This is a genomic window from Brevibacillus sp. NPDC058079, assembly GCF_042885155.1.
GTDB lineage: Bacteria > Bacillota > Bacilli > Brevibacillales > Brevibacillaceae > Brevibacillus.
The window spans coordinates 158,163-176,408 of the sequence record NZ_JBHVSO010000008.1; the positions used below are offsets into that span (position 1 = coordinate 158,163).

Consider the following 18,246-nt stretch of genomic DNA (forward strand, 5'->3'; position numbering starts at 1 on the left):
ATGCCTGCTGTCGGTTTTTCTATTTGATCGTAGACAGCATGTTCTCCATGATTTCTTCACTCATCGGGCCGATGTATTTATTCTGGACCACGCCGTTCGAATCAATGATGTAGCTGGTCGGAATCGAAATGGCTTTGTACACATTCGCCACTTCTTTATCGGGATCGAGCAAGATCGGGAAGGTAATGCCATACAACTTCACAAAATCCGCCACCGCTTCCGGGCTCGTCTCCGTATCGGTCAAATTAACCCCGAGAATAACGACGCCTTTTTCCTTGTTCTCTTCGTAGTAACGCTGCATGTCCGGCATTTCTGCGCGGCAAGGAGGACACCACGTCGCCCACAGATTGAGAATGACTTTTTTCCCCCGTAAATCGGACAGCTTGACCGTACCGCCACCTATCTGCTGGAGTTCAAAATCCGGAGCGGTATTTCCTTTTTCAATGCCAATCTGCCCGTTGCCTGAAGCGATGGGCTCCTGCTTGTTCAAGAATTCCGCATCAAAAATGCCCCATCCCAAAAGCCCCAAGAGTACGACGATCGCCCAAACATTATGATGCTTCTTCATCGGTCGTTCCCCCTATCGGCTTCACTCGTCTGGACAAAAAGAGCAGCAAGAGAGCAAATGCATAGTACATGAGCTGATCGCCGGAAAGTCCTGCAAACACAGCTTCTCGATTCGGAACAAAAAAGTGCACATAGACTTGGCTAATGGCAAACCACATCACGGGTGCAAGCCAAGCCACTAGATGAATGAGTCCTTCCTTTGCCCGTTGCAGCCACCAAAGAAAGAAGGCGCATATGGCGAACTGCTGTACGTGATACCACATGCTGCTCTGTTCTAACACGATCGTGAGCAGCTGGTAAACGCCTGTTGCAGCAAGTGAACCTGTCGCCATTCCCAAGACGACGAAATGAACAGGAATCGCTTTTTTGCGTACCGTCTTGGTGAGGTAGACGACAACTGCCACGACTGCCAGCATGGCTCCGTTTTCTCCTCCAGAAAAATAAAGAATGGATGAGGGATTCTCCACCGCTTTCGAAAAATAAAACAGGACGTAGCTGAACTTCCAAATGAGAAATGCCAGCACCAGCGCATTGCTCAACAGCTCAATAACGGCTGATTTCATTTCTCTGTTATTTTTAAGCTGAGCGGAAATAGCCACAAAGCCGAGCGAAAGCGAAACAATGACCGCCAGCATGCTCATTTTCAACAATAAGGGGCCTATTTGAAAAGCATCCGACATTTTCGTTTCCTCCTTTAGGAAAATGTCTTACTCTAGGGAAGACAAGTATCCAAACAATTATCACCATATCAGGAAATGGGGAATAAAGGAATGCTCACGAATATTTTTACTTTGCAGGAGCGCTATGCCCTTGCTTTTTCTACGCGAACGGAGCATCCACAAGTGCGCGTATATCGCGATGCATCGGTCCCGGACATGTATAGCCATAATTATACAGAAATTATGTCAGTTCCCACTCAAGACTGGGTGCAAGCTTACATCGAGCAAGAGCTTCGACATGCCAAAGAGCAACAGCTTGGCCACTTGAAGCTGGAGCTGCACCCGTCGCTACCTTATTCAGAAGAATTAGTGTCTTTTGCGACCCAGCTTGGGTTTGAAGTAAATACGATGCTGTACATGCTTGCACCGCTGGATGTTGCCGATAAACTAGCGCCGAATCCACACTGCTCCGTTTTACGAGGGGATTCAACTGACGTCATGGAAGCAGGCATACGCTGCCTTACCGCGAGTGATTCCGTCATGATCAATCCTGATTTTGCTGTCCGTAAAGCGAACCGGAAAAGAGAAATTTATGAAAAAGGTGAGATCATTCAGTATGTGTGCTTTGTCGATCAGGAGCCAGTCGGTGCATGTGAATGGCATCTTTACAAGGAGCTCGTTCGTATGGAGGAATTTTTTATACTGGATGCCTGGCAGCGTAGAGGATTCGGCACGGAAATCATTCGGGTCATGATGCAGGACGCCAAAAAACTCGGGGCCACCCATATGTACTTGACGACCTATGCAGATGATACGCCACAGGAAATGTACAGCAAGCTCGGCTTTCAAGAGGTCCAAAGGCATTTGGAAATGATCTGGCTAAAGAGCTAGAAAAAAGCTCCCACCAAGTAGCTTAGTGAGAGCCATCCTATTTTTGCGTTGATCTACTCTTTTGTGATGTTAAGCAGCGCTTCTGCCTCCCGATCCCTTCGGTCGGTTTCGCCACTTTTGGTCCACTGTAAAAATCGGTCGTCCAAAAGCTCTGCCAAGATTGCCCGTTTGTCCGCTTCGCTCACCGCCAGTGCGAGTACTTGTCTTCTCATGCTGCCGAGAAAAAGCGTGTAGTCCTCGTATTCCGGTCCCACCCATTCTTCGAGCTGGCGGCGCATTTTCTTCGCCAGACCCGGGTTGTTCCCACCCGTAGAGATAGCAATCTGCAAGTCTCCACGTGCAACGACGGATGGAACGGTAAAAGAACAGAGATCGGGGCGATCAACGATATTGATCCATTGATGCGGACGGCACGCTTCGTATACAGTCAGATTGACGGCGGGATCACTCGTCGCCGCGATGATGAGCACTGCCTCCTCTACGTCCTGCGGGATAAAGGGGCGCAGTGCTACCATCAGCTTCTTAGCGTGTGCCCATTCAAGGATGATTGCCGTACAGGAGGGACTCACAACGGTGACATCCGCACCAGCAGCAAGCAGACTGCCGATTTTCCGCTCGGCTACCTGCCCGCCACCGACCACCAAGCAACGCTTGTTTTGTAGATTGACCATCATGGCATAGTGCATCACCAGCGTTCCCTCCCCTCAGCTTCCTATTGTTGCACTTGCTCCATACCAAGCGTAGCTTCAAACCAGTTGATTTTCTCACGCATCTTCACAACATCACCGACCAGAATGATAGCTGGATTCGTGATGTGACTGTTTTCAGCCAAACGTTCCTCAATATCAGCCAAGGTACCCGTTACCACCGCTTGCTGCGGGAGTGTTCCCCAAGAGATGACGGCTACTGGCGTATGCGGATCGCGTCCGTGCTTGATTAATTGGGTGCGGATCAACGGCAGATTGGCTACACCCATGTAAAAGGCAACGGTGTCGATGCCATTCGCGAGAGCACGCCATTTTTCTACAGCTAACTCCGGCTTGTCTTCGCGCAAATGTCCCGTCACGACAGCAAATGACGAGCCGTGATCGCGGTGTGTCACTGGAATGCCCGCGTACGCCGAGGCTGCAATCCCAGCTGTTACTCCCGGGACAATTTCGAAGGCAATTCCTCGCTCAGCCAAATGCTGCGCTTCTTCTCCCGCACGGCCAAATACACAAGGATCGCCACCTTTTAGCCGAACGACGACTTTTCCTTCCAGCGCTTTTTCCGCTAACAGCTCGTTAATTGATTCCTGTCTCATCGTGTGATGATCTGGCAGCTTGCCGCAGTAGATGCGTTCCGCCGTCTGTGGCGCGTACTCCAGCAGAGCTGGATTTGCCAGACGATCATACACAACCACCTCTGCCTTTTGCAGGCATTCCATTCCTTTTACGGTAATCAGCTTTGGATCGCCAGGGCCGGCTCCTACGAGATAGACTTTACCCGCGCCGCTCATCGGTCACTTACTCCTGCTGATGCAAATGTCGCCATCTCACGAACCATCCGTGTCGCTGCTTCCACAATTGGAAACGCCAATGTTGCTCCGCTTCCTTCGCCCAGTCGCAAATTCAGGCTGAGCAATGGCTCCTTGCCTAATGCTTGCAGGACAAAATCATGCCCCGGCTCCTCAGAACGGTGACCCGCGATCAAGTAATCAGCAACGAGTGGCTCCATTCGAACAGCAAGCAAAGCCGCTACCGTAGCGATAAAACCGTCCAGCAGCACAGGGACGCGGCGAGAAGCTGCTCCCATGATCGCCCCTGCCATTGCTCCGATTTCCAGTCCGCCGACTTTTGCCAAAACGTCCAACGGATTGGTTGCATCCGGGCGATGCAGCGCAAGCACGTCACGAACAACTGCCTTTTTACGCTGCCAGCCTGCGTCATCCAGCCCTGTTCCTCGTCCGACGATTTGCTCAGGATCAGCTCCAGTTAAGGCTGACAGAATCGCACTACTGGCTGTCGTGTTGCCAATCCCTACTTCACCGACGATCAGGACTTTTGCACCTTCCCCGATAATCGCTTCTGCCATCTCGAGGCCAACTGCAATGGAGCGCTGCGCTTCGTCTGCGGTCATCGCTGCTTCTTTCAGCATATTGCCCGAGCCTGCTCTGATTCGCTTGTTGTAAACGCCCGGAGCTTCGACCTCGACCGCTACACCGACATCTACGATTTTTTGGATGGCTCCGATTTGTCTGGCGAAGACGTTGACTCCCGCTCCGCCATGAACCATATTCAGCACCATTTGCACTGTCACTTCCTGCGGATAGGCAGAGACACCTTCCCGTGCCACACCGTGATCGGCCGCAAAAACAAGCACGCCCGGCGGTGTCACAACAGGCATCGTCTCACCTGTCATCCCTGCCAGCTCAATAGCCAATTGCTCCAAGCGACCAAGGCTGCCAAGAGGCTTGGTCAACTGATCCACATGCTGTCTCGTTTGCTCACTTGCTTCCTGATTTCGTGGCTCAATCGCCGGATAAATGACTGACATTATATTTGCACCGTTGCCAAAAGATAATAAAAGTCTACGCATCTTTTGTTTGCTTCCTGCTTCTTCGTGTCTGCTTTTGCCGTAGCTACTTACATTTTGTAACACTCCACAGGCGTAAATTCGGATACAACGAATCCTACACATTAGCCATAACTTATCAAAGTTAGTTTGCTAATTTCGCTAGATTGATAGAAGCATTGAGGTCTCTATCTAGTTCTAGACCGCAACCACACTTAAATACCCGATCGGATAGTTTCAAGTCCCTCTTGATTTCTCCGCAATCAGAGCAGGTTTTAGATGATGGATACCATTGCTCAGCTTCCAGGAAGCCAATACTGTATTTCTCGCACTTGTATTGTAACTGTCTTTTGAACGCATACAACTTCTGTTGTGCGAGAGCTTTTGATAAATAGTGATTCCTCATCATACCTCTGATATTCAAGTTCTCCATCACTACTTTGCTAGGCTTGGTTTTCACGATAGCATTAGTAGCCTGATGGATATGGTTTGTACGGATATTCGTTAGTCTTCGATAAAGCAAACGAACCGATTTCTCGACTTTCACAATGTTACATGTTTTGACGAAACGGTTTCCCTCCTTGTTCGATTCATATTGACGAAAAACTCTACGCTGTAACCGACGCAAACGCTTCTCAGCTTTCTTTACTTCTCTCGTTTTATTGATGTTTTTGAATACCATTCCATTCGAGCAGACAGCAAGTTCTTTGATACCTACGTCAATTCCAAGAGCTTGACCTGTTCGTTCTGGCTTTTTTATCTCATGTTCAAAACCAACAGATAGATACCAATATTTCCCGTCAAAGGAGATGCGTGGATTGTTATATTTCACATCCATGGGAACTTGCTCCGATGTAGATACCCACCCGACCTTCTCGATGAGAACGAGACCAGACTTTGCTTTTAACTTCACAGGGTCGTTGTAAAACGATGGCTTAGAGTGCCTACGTCTCTTGAATCTCGGCTGATCTGCCAGTCCTTTGAAGAATCTCTTATATGCATCACATGCGTCTTTGACAGCCTGTTTGGTGATATTGTTGGAGACGTCATATAACCAAACATATTCTTCTGACTGTTTGAGTTGTGTAAGTTCTTTTCTTAAACCTCCGTCTAACAAAAACGCGCCACCGTTATGATAGTTTACTTCTTGTCTTGCTAGTGTCCAGTTGTAAACCCAACGAGCAGTTCCTGCCGATCTCCAAAGTTGTTGTTCTTGCTCAGGGGTTGGCTTTAGCCTAATTTTCTTCGCCAGTATCACCCTCAGCCAGCTCCTTTGTCATTTTCTTAGATTTATTCGCTCTTGATCCTTGGACCATGAACATCAGCCAGCAAGATTGTAAGAAAGGTAGAAACCTGAAGGGTTTATTGAATAATTTTACTCTGTAGCATCTCTTTTTCTTGAAAAGCCTTCATGTACTCTTCGATCGTATCCAACTTCACATGGCGACGAACGGTTTCCGCCAACAGATCGTACCCCTGCTCTCTCAGAGCGACAAAGGATGGGCGATCCTCGATAGGTGGAAGACCTTTTTTCTCACGGATGGTATTCAGCAACAGCGTGCGGAAGTGGTCATTGTGGAACAGGCCATGAAAATACGTGCCGATCAACTGCCGCTCCTCCTGACAATAGCCCTCCGTACGCCCCTCCATCTGGATAAAAGGAAAATCATTGCTCGGATAAGCAGATTGCCCCATGTGAATCTCGTAGCCTTCCACCGTCAGCCTTTCCTTCGCAAATACTGCTTCTCCGCGGGACAAAACTGTCGTTTTCTTCTGCGTCATCGTCGTGATCATCGGGATGAGACCTAGACCATCAAGCTGCTGCAACGGAGACTCGACCCCAGCTGGATCGTGAATGGATTCTCCCAGCATTTGATAGCCGCCACACAAGCCGACGATATACGTCTTCCCTTTATGATGAAGGTCTTTGACCGCCGCGGCAAGACCTGTCTCTCGCAGAAATTGCAAATCTTCAAGTGTATTCTTGCTGCCCGGCAAGACAATCAGATCTGGTTCACCCAACTCTTCCAAACGTGTCACAAAGCGCATCCGGCAATCCGGCTCTACAAAAAACGGGTCCACGTCTGTAAAGTTGGAAATTCGCGGGTAACGCAAAACTGCAATGTCAATCTCTCTCGGTGTCTCACGCTGACCTTGATAACGGTGCAAAATCAGCGAATCCTCCGCATCGATCCACAAGTCTGGAATAAATGGCACGACACCAAGGACAGGCTTGCCCGTATATTCTTCGAACCAGTCCAGCCCCGGCTGCAAAAGTGTCAAATCACCGCGAAAACGATTGATGATGACTCCGATCACACGGTCCCGATCTTCGGGTTCAAGCAGCTGAAGGGTACCGACCAAGCTAGCAAACACACCCCCACGCTCGATGTCTGCCACCAAAATGACGGGTGCGTTCGTAAGACGAGCGACTCGCATATTGACGAGCTCGCGGTCATTTAGATTAACCTCTGCCGGACTGCCAGCCCCTTCGATGACGACCCGCTCGTAGGTGCTAGCGAGTCGTTGATACGCTTCCTCAATGATCCGCAAGCCCTCGTGGAAAAATTCTGTACGATAGGCCATCGCTTTCATGTTGCCGTATGGCTCGCCGTTGACAACAATTTGCGATTCGGAATCTCTAGTAGGTTTGATCAAAATGGGGTTCATATCGGTCGTCGCCAGAATTCCTGCTGCTTCCGCCTGAACGCCCTGTGCCCGGCCGATTTCTTTTCCATCAAGCGTAACGTAGGAGTTCAACGCCATATTTTGTGATTTGAACGGAGCTGTCTTGTAGCCATCCTGGGCAAAAATCCGGCACAGCGCTGTAGCAATCGCACTTTTTCCTGCATCCGAGCTGGTACCTTGCACCATCAACGGGAGGGTTTTAGGCACGAGCGGCCACCTCCGCGCAACGGCTCAGCCAACGTTCGACCAGGTCAGGATTGGAGCCGAAATGCAAGTGAGTATAGCCTGCGACCAGATTATCCTGTGCATAGCCCTCCGGTTTCGTACCGCGAAGCCCTTTCGTCTCATATGCTGCTGGTAGCTCTTGATCCGAAGCATAAGTAGAGTAATGGAATTCATGTCCTTTTGCCTGTTCCTCGGTTCCGAGCAAGAAATTGACTCCCTTGCCGCGCACTTCCCGATAGCCAAGCGCTGCGAGCTTTTTCTGCATGGTCACCTTGCCTGGGATGAGCCCCACCATCGGATAGCTGTCGCCCTCTGTCGTCACGATTGCTTCTGTCAAAAACATGTAGCCACCGCACTCAGCCAAGGTAGGCAAGCCTTTTGTGATCGCAGATCGGATCGATTGCTTCACCGCTTCATTTTGCGATAGCTCTGCTGCAAATTCCTCCGGGAAGCCTCCCCCGATGTACAAGCCATCCGCGTCCTCAGGCACTCCCTCTCCGGCCAGCGGTGAAAAAAACGCGAGCTTCGCGCCATATGCTTCGAGCAGCTCCAAATTTTCCGGATAGTAAAAATGAAAAGCAGGGTCCTTCGCTACAGCAATGGTGACAGTGGCAGATGCTTTTCGCGGAGCAAACAGCGTAGGTTCCGCTTGTAGCGGCTCTGCCTTGGCCAGCTCCCAGATTTGTTCCAAATCTACTGTCTCCGCGATCAGATCAGCCAGCTTTTCAAACAGCGGTGTCAGCTCTCCACGCTCGACAGATGGCACCAATCCGAGATGACGTTCCGGTATTTCCAGCTCGTTCTCCCGTTTCAGGTAGCCCACGACCGGAATCCCACACTCCTGCTCGATCGCTGCCTTCACGATTTTGTGATGTCCCTCACTGCCGACCTTGTTCGCGATGACACCGACGATTCTCGCCTGTGGGTTGAGCAATTGAAAGCCTTTGACAATCGCTGCCGCACTGCGCGCCATGCTCTGACAATTGACCACCAACAGAACCGGAGAGCCAGTCAGGATGCTGATTTCGGCCGTACTGCCTTTATCGCTGGTCGCTTCCTTGCCATCGTACATACCCATGACACCCTCGATAATCGAGATGTCTGCACCCTCGCTGCCGCGGACAAATATCTCCTTCACGATCTCGTGCTCCAGCATGAAGCTGTCCAGATTGCGCGAGGCTCTGCCCGTCACAGCCGTATGATACGTAGGATCGATGTAGTCAGGTCCGCACTTGAAGCCCTGTACGGTATGCCCTTTTCTTTTCAGAGCAGCCATCAGTCCGATGGTAACGGTTGTCTTACCCGCTCCGCTGCCTGTTCCGGCAATCACAATACGGCGGCTGTCCGTCATGCGCGCTCCTCCTCATGATAGGGCATCAATCCGACCGAAATGGTGGTGTTGCCCGACTTCTTCTTGGTCAAAACGAGTTCGCCCGCGCCAGCATACAGCTTCGCGGCAGGCTCGCTCACTCCGTACGCGCCAGTGAACTTGAAGACGGTATCAGACGGATCGCTGATTTCTACCTGATTCAACTCTTCAGGCGAATACCAGACGAATGACCAGCCGTATTTTTCGCAAACGGCGATCAGACCTGCTTCATCCTTTTTCAGCTCGATGGTCGCCAGTGCTTTTACACTTTTGATTGAAAATTGCAGTTCATCCAGCGTTTCCTTGATGACTGCCTCGATCTCCTCTGCGGAGGTTCCACGGTTGCAGCCCATCCCGAGCACGATTACCTTCGGACGATAAAGGACGCCGTTGTCCAAAATCGATTGTTCCTCCGGTGTGAGCAAGCGATGAGAAACGACTAGAGCACCTTGCGGCTGATCGGCTTTTGCCTCAGCGATTGTCGCGTATTCCTTGATGGACGGTGGCATCGGCGTGTCATGCATCCACCAGTCACGTTCACCGGATTCATTGATGACAGCTACGCGCTCCTCATTTACGACAGAAGCACTGACAGGGGTCAGCTTTTCAGCGGAATCCCACTCCCAGCCAAAACGTCTACCAAATAGATCGACCGGGATCGTCTTTTGTACGTCAGATGCTGTCGTGATAATCGGGCGAGCGCCCATGACTGCCGCTACCTCGCGAGCCAGCTCATTGGCACCGCCCAAATGACCGGACAGCACACTGATGACATTCTCCCCACGATCATCGACGACGACGACACCCGGGTCTTTCTTTTTATCTTCGAGCAAAGGTGCGATCATCCGAATAACCGCACCCAGTGAAATAATGATGATTAACCCTTTATAAGCAGGCCAGAGAGCGGGAAACAGCATCCGTACACTGTTCGAAAACAGCTGGATGCCGCGCGCTTCCTCATCTCCACGCTCGAACTTGCTCATGTAGTACAGGTCCGTCCCAGGGAATTTCTGTGCCAAATCGCGCGCCATCTCTACTCCGTGCTTCGTGATGGCGACGATCGCATAGTCTCCGCGCTGCTCGATAACAGGGATTTCTCCCTCGATCAGTTCGATGATCTTCATTATTCCTTCACACCTTTTCTGAACCCGTGTGTAAAGGTTTTATCGTACAGCTTGGAACGGTATTGCTCGCTCTTGTCATGGATATTCGGGTCCAATGCCCAGCCAGCCAAAATCATCGCGTGCTTGCGGATGCCGTTTTTGCCCATGTCTTCGTCCAAATTCTTCAGTGTGGTGCGAATGATCAATTGATCCGGCCAGCTTGCACGTTGTACAACTGCGACAGGCGTATCCTCGCTCCAGCCTGCCTCGACCAGCTCGCGGACTACTTTTTTCGTCAAAGTCGCGCTAAGGTACAGAGCCAACGTGCAATGATGCTCAGCGAGTGCACGCAGCTTTTCTCTTTCAGGCACAGGTGTGCGACCTTCCGCGCGTGTGAGGATGATCGTCTGTGTCAGATCAGGAATCGTCAGCTCGGCACCTATTGCTGCCGCTGCCGCAAATACGGAGCTCACACCTGGAACGATTTCTACCTCGATGCCCTTTTCCTTCAACAATGCGATCTGTTCCATAATCGCGCCATAAATGGAGGGATCACCTGTATGCAGGCGTACGACTGTTTTTCCGCTACTAATCCGGTCTACCAACAGCTCTACCATTTCTTCCAATGCCATACCTGAGCTTTGCAGTACCTCTGCATCGGGATTGCTCATTGCTACCAAATCCTCGTTCACGAGAGAGTCGGTATACATAATGACATCTGCCTTTTGCAGCAGCTTCAAGCCTTTCACTGTAATCAAATCAGGGTCGCCGGGACCCGCTCCCACTATGTACAGTTTCATTACTTTTTCACCACCATCAGTGTAAGATAGCTAAGCTCTGCCCGCTCTAGTTCACGCATATCGGTCCAAACCATTTCCTCGGAGGAAGTGACCTTGGTCGCTACCGCTGCCTTTTCAGCCAGCCCCATTTCTTTCAGCAAGCCAATGATCATTGGCAGTACTTTTGCTACCTTCAGGAACACGACGGTATCGTGGTTCTCAAGCGCTTTGCGCATGGCTTCCTTGTCTTCTGTTGCCGGGATGATACCGATCTGCTCATCGCCATCCGCCAGTGGCAGATTGAATCGCGATGCTGCTCCCAAAAACGAAGAGACACCTGGTACAGTCACGATTGGCACTTCTGGGTGCTCCTCATGCATGACGCGCATCATGTGGATGAACGTGCTGTAAAACATTGGATCGCCTTCCGTTACAAAAGCGACGTCTTTGCCTTCAGACAGACGTTCCCAGACGACCTCTACCGTGTTGTTCCACTCGCGCTCCAAAATTTCTTTGTCCCGCGTCATCGGGAAAACGAGTCCGAGCATTTCCTTGTCTGGGGATTGCACATACAGCTCCGCGATTTGATGTGCGTAGCTTTTGCTGCCCATCCGTTTTTTCGGGTAGGCAATCACTGGCGATTGCTGCAATAGACGAAATGCCTTTACGGTAATCAATTCAGGGTCGCCGGGACCTACGCCCAGTCCGTACAATGTTCCGATCTTAGTCACTTGCTGTCTCCTCCTTGGTCTTCTGCCTGCTTGGCCCAGGCCGTAATGATGTAGATCGGATTCAATGCTTCAAAGCGCGTCAGGGACAAAATCGGCTTGCTGCGCGATAGCTGTGCCAGTGTCACCGATGTCTCGAATCCTTCCTGCGCGAATGCTTGTGTCGCTTCGTACAATGTCTCAATGGTCGCTGCGTTCACTACAATCCGACCATTCGGGCGCAGTCGTGTGCAGCAGATGTTCAACAGCTCGCGCAATTCTCCGCCACTGCCGCCAATAAATACGGCATCCGGGTCTGGGAACTGATCCAAGCCATGTGGGGCACGTGCATTGATCACTGTCAAATCCGTGCGAAACTTCGCCATGTTCTGGCGGCAGTTTTCCAGATCGTCCGCGTTCTTCTCTACGCCGTACACTTCACCCTCACGCGCAATTCGTGCCGCTTCAATGGCGACAGAGCCTGTGCAGGTGCCGATGTCCCAGACGATGCTTTTGGCATGCAATTGCAACTGTGCAATGCTTAAAATGCGCACTTCTTTTTTCGTAATGAGTCCCTTGTCTGGCTTGCGCTGGGAAAACTCCTCGTCTGCGATTCCAAACGGCCATACCGGGCTTGGACGGCGTTTTTTCAAAATCACGACATTCAGATCAGAGAAGATACCATCTGCCATTTCCTCAAGGGAATACCAGCCTGTCCGCTCTTCCGCACTGCCCAGATTCTCCGCCACGAACGCATCGTACTCGGTCATGTGGAACGAAAGGAGATAGCGGGCGATCGCTGCTGGTGAGTTTTCCCGATCCGTCAACAGTGCGACCTTATCCTTCCCGTCGATCCGCTGTGCCAGACCTTTGATACTGCGTCCGTGCACGCTAGCAAGTGTCGCATCCTGCCATGCTTCTCCCATTTTGGCAAAAGCGAGCTGGATGGAGCTTAGGTGCGGGTAAATCTCCACGTTCAGTTTTTTTGCAAGCAAGCTGCCGATCCCGTAAAAGAGCGGGTCGCCTGACGCCAGAATGACAGTCTTGCGCGTCTCTGTACGCAGCTCCTCCACCATGGCAGTCAGACCGCCCTTCAGTACACGCTTTTCCCCTGTATACTCCGGGAAAAAACTGAGGTGTCGCTCTCCTCCAACCAACAGTTCACTTTCTTCTATCCAAGTCCGGTACAACGGCAGCAGACTCTGCTGTCCATCATCCCCGATTCCAATTACTTTCATCGCCTGTGTCATTGATCGTCACCCTTCCCAACAGGGACCCTTTCATTGTGATGATGATGGTTTCGACCTCGATGCCGCCGCCCACTTCCTTAAGTGCAGCGCGACAACAGTTTTCGCACATGATCTCGAAAAAGGCGGGCGTGTCCACCATCATATCGCCTACCTGCGAAGCGGTGTTGGCTCCCAAAATTTCGTCAATACGCTCCTGCGAAGCTCCCGCATCTGCCGCCATTTGAGCGAGGAAGCCGAAGTCAACCGGTGCGCTTTTGGAGTGAACCATCATGACGCCCTGCGCTACCTTGGAAAACTTGCCCATCATCCCGACCAAGGTCACTTTGCGCATCTTCTTGTTCTTGCACTGCTTGAGAGAAAAGCCGACGAAATCGCCCATTTCCACGAATGCTTCTTCCGACAGCTCTGGATAAGTAGCGACCCCGTAAGATTCACTCTTTCCACCCGTCGACAGCACAATATGATCGCAGCCAGCTTCCTTGGCGACGTTGACCGCTTGCGCCACGCTTGCCTTGTAAGCAGAAGTGGAAAACGGCACCACGATTCCACGCGTCCCCAAAATGGAGATGCCGCCGAGTATGCCGAGTCGTCCATTCAATGTTTTTTTGGCGATTTCCTCGCCCGCAGGCACGGAGATTACGATTTTGATCCCGCGCTGGGTCCCGTACTCATCCAGAACAGCCTGCGCGGTTTCCCTGATCATTTTACGCGGGACGGGATTGATCGCTGCCTCGCCAATCGGAACGGGCAAACCTGGCTTGGTCACCCGTCCCACACCGAGTCCGCCATCCAAAATAATGCCGGGCTCATCCGACCATTCTACGGTTGAGAGGATAAGGGCACCGTGTGTCGCGTCAGGGTCGTCTCCCCCATCCTTGATCGTGCTAACTGTCGCCCTCGCCAATGAAAATTCACAGCTCTCCATCTGAAAGGTGACGTCCTCGCCGATTGGCAGGCGAATCGTCGCTTGGCTTTGCTCTTCCTGAGTAATCAGCGCGATCAAAGCAGCCTTGGTCGTCGCCGTTGCACATGATCCAGTCGTATATCCGTGGCGGAGGGGCTTTGCCTCTTTTTCGTCCGTTGCTGCTTTGGCTGCCATCTGCTTAGCCCAACCGTTCCGCCATGATCGAAATGGCATTCAATGCTGCTACGGTTACTGGGCTTCCGCCTTTACGTCCCATGTTCGTGATGAATGGGATATCGAGCTTCGCCAGCTCTTCCTTGGATTCTGCCGCAGAAACGAAGCCAACTGGCATACCGATCACCAGACCTGGCTTTGCTTCGCCTTCCTTCACCATGCGGATCAGCTCCAGGAGTGCCGTAGGTGCGTTTCCGATGCAAAAGATACCGCCATCCGCTTCCTTGATCGCTTTGCGCATGGAAATGATCGCACGGGTCGTATTCAGACGCTTCGCCTCTTCCATCACATCGCGGTCAGAGATGTACACCTTTACTTCTCCTCCGAATTTTTCAATGCGGTTTTTGCTGATGCCGACTTGCACCATTTGTACGTCTGCTACGACGATTTTGCCGCTGCGGATCGCTTCGATTCCCGATTTTACTGCGTCCGGGTGGAAAACAAGACTGCGTCCGAGGTCAAAGTCTGCGGATGCGTGGATGACACGTTGTACTACCGGATATTGTTCTTCTGTAAAAGAATGCTCGCCCAGCTCATCTGTAATGATTTGAAAGCTCAATTCCTCAATCTCTTGCGGTTGTACGGTCATTGGTTTAAATTCCGTTTTGAAATCCATGGTTAGTTTCCTCCAGTCACAATTTAAATGCGCGTTCAAAAAGTCGGCTTTTCAGCACCGAGAAGATGGCGAGAACCGGACTTTGACGGTGAACGCCATATTCGATGTCGAATATGCTTCACGAACCACTTCGTGATCAAAAGACGACTTATTGAACAACCTCTTTGAGTTGTTCTAAAACACTGGTAAAGTCGGAAAACTTCGTTCCGTAATCGATCTTCGGACGACCGATGACGATTGTTTCGATGCCCATTTCCAGTGCCGCTTCCACCTTTTCATCAAAAGCGCCTACCTTGCCGCTCTCCTTGGTAATCATCAGCGTGACACCATAATGGTCGTAGAGCGCTTTGTTCAGCTCCTTGGAAAAAGGACCTTGCATCGCGACGATGTTTTTTTGCTCGACACCGAGCTCTTCGCATTTCTGCATATTGTCAAGACGCGGCAGCATGCGTGCTACCAGCGTCGTGTCCGGCAGGCCCAACAGCCGATCCGTGAACGTTTTCAGCGTCTTGCTTCCTGTCGTCAGCATGATGACGCCGCGCTTTTCTGCCGCCAGCTCTGCCGCCTGAACATAATCTTCTACCACAATCAGCTTCTCGCTACCCGGTGAGGAGAGGCTTTCCCGCTCGTAGCGAATATAGGGGACTCCCGCGCCCTGTGCTCCTGCCATGGCGTTTTTGGAGGCTTCCTCTGCGAAGGGATGACTCGCGTCGACCACGCATTGCACGGCTCTCTCTTGGATCAGCTGCTGAATATCTTCGGCGGTCAGGCGTCCGACCTGGACAGGCACGCCCGCCTCCTCCATACTTTTCGCAGCATTGTCAGTGACGACCGTCGTCAACAGCTCGTAGCCCTTGTCCTTGATTTGCAAAGCCAACTCGCGCGCGTCGCTCGTTCCAGCCAGTACCAGAATCATGCTGTCTCCCTCCTACTTGGTAACGTGATCGTGCTTGTGATCATGCTTGTGATCATGGTCATGATCGTGGTCGTGATCGTGGTCATGATCGTGGTCGTGATCGTGGTCGTGATGATGATGGTGGTGACCATGGTGGTGGTGATGTCCATGCTCGTCATCATGGTGGTGATGGTGATGGTCGATGTGCTCCATCGCTGCCAGCCTGTACTGACAGGTATCACAGTTCAGCTTCACTTCACCGTGCAACGCTTCCACCACACGATCCTTGAGCACTTCTTTCAACAACGGATGGAAGCCAAAATACTCGGCCATTTCGAACTGAGCTTCTGGGTATTGCTCACGGAACTTCTCCAGCTGATCACTCATCCGTTTGATCAACACACCCGTGAACAGGAAGTACGGCAAGAGAACGATGCGCTTCGCCCCCAGCTTCAGGCAACGCTCAACACCCTCGTCGTACAATGGATACGTCACGCCCATGAAGGCAGTCTCTACCCACTTGGCTTTGTATCGCTCCCAGAACAGTCGGGACATTTTGTAAATATCGCTATTGGCATCTGCATCGCTGCTGCCGCGTCCGATTACGAGTACAGCCAGGTCATCGTTGTCTTCCCCGGAGGCAAAGCCTGCCTCTTCCATACGTGCGGTCAAAATATTGATGACCTCGTCGTGAATGCCGATCGGGCGTCCGTAGATGAACTGAACGTGTGGGTGCAGCTCCTTCGCCTCGTCGATAGCAGCTGGAATGTGAATTTTCGCATGTCCGGCAGAGAACAGGATGATTGGAATCACCGCCACGCGGGTTGCACCCCGTGCCACGCATGTATTCAAGCCTTGCAGCATGTCAGGACGGGCAAACTCCAGAAAGCACGTCTCGATAATCGGTACATCCAAGTCCGGAGTAAGCGTCGCTACAAACTGGCGAATCTCTTCATTGCCTTCCGGGTCCTTGCTTCCATGACCTACAAATAATACTGCGTCCATTTTATGTCCCCCTCGTTTTTATTCGGTGTTCTTGCATTAATCTCCGCATGCAGCGTTCTCGATTTCAGCTTTTGCTGGCTCGTACCATGCGTAGCCCTCCAACTCACCTACACGTTGGAAAAACTTGTGGAACCGCTCGTTCGGAAACGCGTCTTTTTTGAATCGGTTCACGATTCGCTCCACGAGTGGAACAATCTCTTCTTTTTCGATACCTTCTGCTACCGGAATACCGGAGTGTGCATTGCGTCCCACCGTTTTTGCTCCCAGGAATAAATCGAACTTTCCTTTGCGGAATACGATCCCGATATCCTCTTGAACCGCGCCATAGCACGCCATCCCGCAGCCGTTGAAGCCGATCTTCAGTTCCTTCGGCATTTCTTTTCCACCTAGCTTTTGGTGCAGCTCGTCGGCATAAGGAATGCTGTCTTTTTTCTCGCCGTCGCAGAAATCACACGCTTTTACCTGCAAAACGTCTCCGATCGGGCTGAGAATCAATCCAAGCTCTCTCAAGCGGCTAGTAATGCTCTCAGGGTTGGCAGTCGGCACGCGCAAAATCATTTGGTGGTGTGGGGTGTATTCGATCTCGCCTTTTTCGCCGGCCACTTCGGCAATCGTCATCATTTGCAGCGGCGTGATTTTTTTATTGGCGACCCCCGGACTTACCGCACATTCGAAAATCATCTCTGGCGTAAAGGTAGATACCGGACGATGGACCTGCCCGGAAGCGGGCTTGGTTTCAATGCCTTTCGCCGCATTGATAGCCGTCAACGCCTCCATGGCCCATGTGAAAGGAGCTTTTGGTGCTGCTTCTTCTGTTACAGGCGGCGCTTCCAGTACTGCGGTGCTCGTTGCTGCACGATTTGCTGGTTCTGTAACAGTTTCTCTGTCCTCGGTAACGGCGATTGGCCTTTCTGCCTTCGGTGTTGCTGGTGCTGCCGGAGCTGACGCAAGGCTGCTCTCCTCGGAGGCCTCGAGCGACCATGGCTCATTTTCTACACGCAGACGCTGATGTAGCTTCAGTGGCTGCTCATCGGCAGACAGTGTGTATTTGCGCTGGTAGCCACGCGGCGTAATCATTTTGCCGTCGTATACAAACGTCGATGTATTTCCGATAATCACCGTGGTCAACATGCCGATATCATGCTCTAGCATTTGCGCCAGGGTCGTCACGACAACCGTTTCGCGTTCGCGATAAGCACTTTTCACGATACCGACTGGCGTATCTGGTGAGCGGTACTGCAAAAGAATGCGTTGCGCTTCGACGATCTGGCGTGTGCGTCGTCCGCTGCGCGGGTTGTACAACGCGATAACAAAGTCAGCCATCCCTGCTGCGTCAATCCGTTTAGCAATCAGTTCCCACGGCGTCAAGTGATCGCTCAGACTGATCGTGCATGCGTCGTGCATGATAGGCGCACCGAGGATTGCCCCACAGGAATTGATCGCCGAGATGCCCGGTACGATTTCGATTGGTACGCCAGTAGCTTCTGTCCAGCCTTTTTCCACCAACACCTCGTATACGAGACCTGCCATCCCGTAAACACCTGAGTCTCCACTGGAAATGACCGCTACCTTTTTACCTTCCTCTTCCGCCTGACGTACGGCTTCCCGTGCACGCGTCACTTCTTCTGTCATCCCTGTGCTGACGATTTGCTGATTCGTCAAAAGTCCGCGGATCAAATCTACGTAGGTGGAATAGCCGATAATGACATCGGCCTCCTGCAGGGCTTCCCGCGCCCGCTTGGTGATATGCTCAAAACTTCCTGGACCAAACCCGATCACAAACAACTTGCCGCTCATAAGG

General features: G+C 51.6%; 18 protein-coding genes. 1 reads left to right on the forward strand and 17 read right to left on the reverse strand.

All coding sequences use genetic code 11. From position 1 onward, the window contains the following. Positions 1–19: 19 nt before the first annotated feature. Together ACFVS2_RS22950 and ACFVS2_RS22955 are read right to left on the reverse strand one after the other, a co-directional pair. Complete coding sequence (locus tag ACFVS2_RS22950) at positions 20–568, reverse strand: peroxiredoxin family protein (protein ID WP_390238045.1); 549 nt, start codon at positions 566–568, stop codon at positions 20–22. Then, positions 552–1,247: a hypothetical protein gene (locus ACFVS2_RS22955; RefSeq protein WP_390238047.1), complete on the reverse strand. Its 696-nt coding sequence runs from the start codon at positions 1,245–1,247 to the stop codon at positions 552–554. Before ACFVS2_RS22955 ends, ACFVS2_RS22950 begins: the two co-directional genes overlap by 17 nt. 90 nt (positions 1,248–1,337) lie before the next feature. Between ACFVS2_RS22955 and ACFVS2_RS22960 the strand changes: the two genes are divergently transcribed. Further along, the gene (locus ACFVS2_RS22960) at positions 1,338–2,117 is read left to right on the forward strand and encodes a GNAT family N-acetyltransferase (RefSeq protein WP_390238050.1); all 780 of its coding nucleotides are present in this window, start codon (positions 1,338–1,340) and stop codon (positions 2,115–2,117) included. Between the two features lie 53 nt (positions 2,118–2,170). Here the strand turns inward: ACFVS2_RS22960 and ACFVS2_RS22965 are convergent, their stop codons facing one another. The 15 genes from ACFVS2_RS22965 to cobJ form a co-directional block, all read right to left on the reverse strand. Continuing rightward, the gene (locus ACFVS2_RS22965) at positions 2,171–2,806 is read right to left on the reverse strand and encodes a precorrin-2 dehydrogenase/sirohydrochlorin ferrochelatase family protein (protein WP_390238053.1); all 636 of its coding nucleotides are present in this window, start codon (positions 2,804–2,806) and stop codon (positions 2,171–2,173) included. 23 nt (positions 2,807–2,829) lie between these two features. Continuing rightward, positions 2,830–3,615 carry a uroporphyrinogen-III C-methyltransferase gene (gene cobA / locus ACFVS2_RS22970; RefSeq protein ID WP_390238054.1) on the reverse strand — a complete coding sequence of 262 codons (786 nt, stop codon included), beginning with the start codon at positions 3,613–3,615 and terminating at the stop codon, positions 2,830–2,832. After that, positions 3,612–4,652 carry a nicotinate-nucleotide--dimethylbenzimidazole phosphoribosyltransferase gene (gene cobT, locus ACFVS2_RS22975; protein WP_390238326.1) on the reverse strand — a complete coding sequence of 347 codons (1,041 nt, stop codon included), beginning with the start codon at positions 4,650–4,652 and terminating at the stop codon, positions 3,612–3,614. Before cobT ends, cobA begins: the two co-directional genes overlap by 4 nt. 163 nt (positions 4,653–4,815) lie before the next feature. Then, positions 4,816–5,928: an RNA-guided endonuclease InsQ/TnpB family protein gene (locus ACFVS2_RS22980; RefSeq protein WP_390238056.1), complete on the reverse strand. Its 1,113-nt coding sequence runs from the start codon at positions 5,926–5,928 to the stop codon at positions 4,816–4,818. 104 nt (positions 5,929–6,032) lie between these two features. Beyond that, positions 6,033–7,565: a cobyric acid synthase gene (locus ACFVS2_RS22985; protein WP_390238057.1), complete on the reverse strand. Its 1,533-nt coding sequence runs from the start codon at positions 7,563–7,565 to the stop codon at positions 6,033–6,035. After that, a complete protein-coding gene (locus ACFVS2_RS22990) occupies positions 7,558–8,934 on the reverse strand; it encodes a cobyrinic acid a,c-diamide synthase CobB (RefSeq protein ID WP_390238059.1) in 1,377 nt (458 codons plus the stop codon). Before ACFVS2_RS22990 ends, ACFVS2_RS22985 begins: the two co-directional genes overlap by 8 nt. Next, positions 8,931–10,076: a cobalt-precorrin 5A hydrolase gene (locus ACFVS2_RS22995; RefSeq protein ID WP_173620108.1), complete on the reverse strand. Its 1,146-nt coding sequence runs from the start codon at positions 10,074–10,076 to the stop codon at positions 8,931–8,933. The genes ACFVS2_RS22990 and ACFVS2_RS22995 overlap by 4 nt, the downstream gene beginning before the upstream one ends. Further along, positions 10,076–10,855 (reverse strand): precorrin-4 C(11)-methyltransferase, encoded by a 780-nt coding sequence (gene cobM, locus ACFVS2_RS23000; RefSeq protein WP_390238062.1) that lies wholly within the window; start codon positions 10,853–10,855, stop codon positions 10,076–10,078. Before cobM ends, ACFVS2_RS22995 begins: the two co-directional genes overlap by 1 nt. Beyond that, the gene (gene cobI / locus ACFVS2_RS23005; protein ID WP_390238064.1) at positions 10,855–11,565 is read right to left on the reverse strand and encodes a precorrin-2 C(20)-methyltransferase; all 711 of its coding nucleotides are present in this window, start codon (positions 11,563–11,565) and stop codon (positions 10,855–10,857) included. Before cobI ends, cobM begins: the two co-directional genes overlap by 1 nt. Continuing rightward, positions 11,562–12,791 carry a precorrin-6y C5,15-methyltransferase (decarboxylating) subunit CbiE gene (gene cbiE / locus ACFVS2_RS23010; protein ID WP_173620111.1) on the reverse strand — a complete coding sequence of 410 codons (1,230 nt, stop codon included), beginning with the start codon at positions 12,789–12,791 and terminating at the stop codon, positions 11,562–11,564. The genes cobI and cbiE overlap by 4 nt, the downstream gene beginning before the upstream one ends. Then, complete coding sequence (locus tag ACFVS2_RS23015; protein WP_390238328.1) at positions 12,754–13,890, reverse strand: cobalt-precorrin-5B (C(1))-methyltransferase; 1,137 nt, start codon at positions 13,888–13,890, stop codon at positions 12,754–12,756. The genes cbiE and ACFVS2_RS23015 overlap by 38 nt, the downstream gene beginning before the upstream one ends. 4 nt (positions 13,891–13,894) lie before the next feature. Next, entirely contained in the window at positions 13,895–14,545 is a 651-nt protein-coding gene (locus tag ACFVS2_RS23020) for a precorrin-8X methylmutase (protein WP_007715906.1), read from the reverse strand. A gap of 148 nt (positions 14,546–14,693) precedes the next feature. Beyond that, positions 14,694–15,461 (reverse strand): precorrin-6A reductase, encoded by a 768-nt coding sequence (gene cobK, locus ACFVS2_RS23025; RefSeq protein ID WP_173620113.1) that lies wholly within the window; start codon positions 15,459–15,461, stop codon positions 14,694–14,696. Positions 15,462–15,473: 12 nt separating this feature from the next. Further along, complete coding sequence (locus ACFVS2_RS23030) at positions 15,474–16,445, reverse strand: sirohydrochlorin chelatase (protein ID WP_390238067.1); 972 nt, start codon at positions 16,443–16,445, stop codon at positions 15,474–15,476. Positions 16,446–16,481: 36 nt separating this feature from the next. Then, on the reverse strand, positions 16,482–18,242 hold the full coding sequence (cobJ, locus tag ACFVS2_RS23035; RefSeq protein ID WP_173620115.1) for a precorrin-3B C(17)-methyltransferase: 1,761 nt from the start codon (positions 18,240–18,242) through the stop codon (positions 16,482–16,484). Between the last annotated feature and the right edge of the window lie 4 nt (positions 18,243–18,246).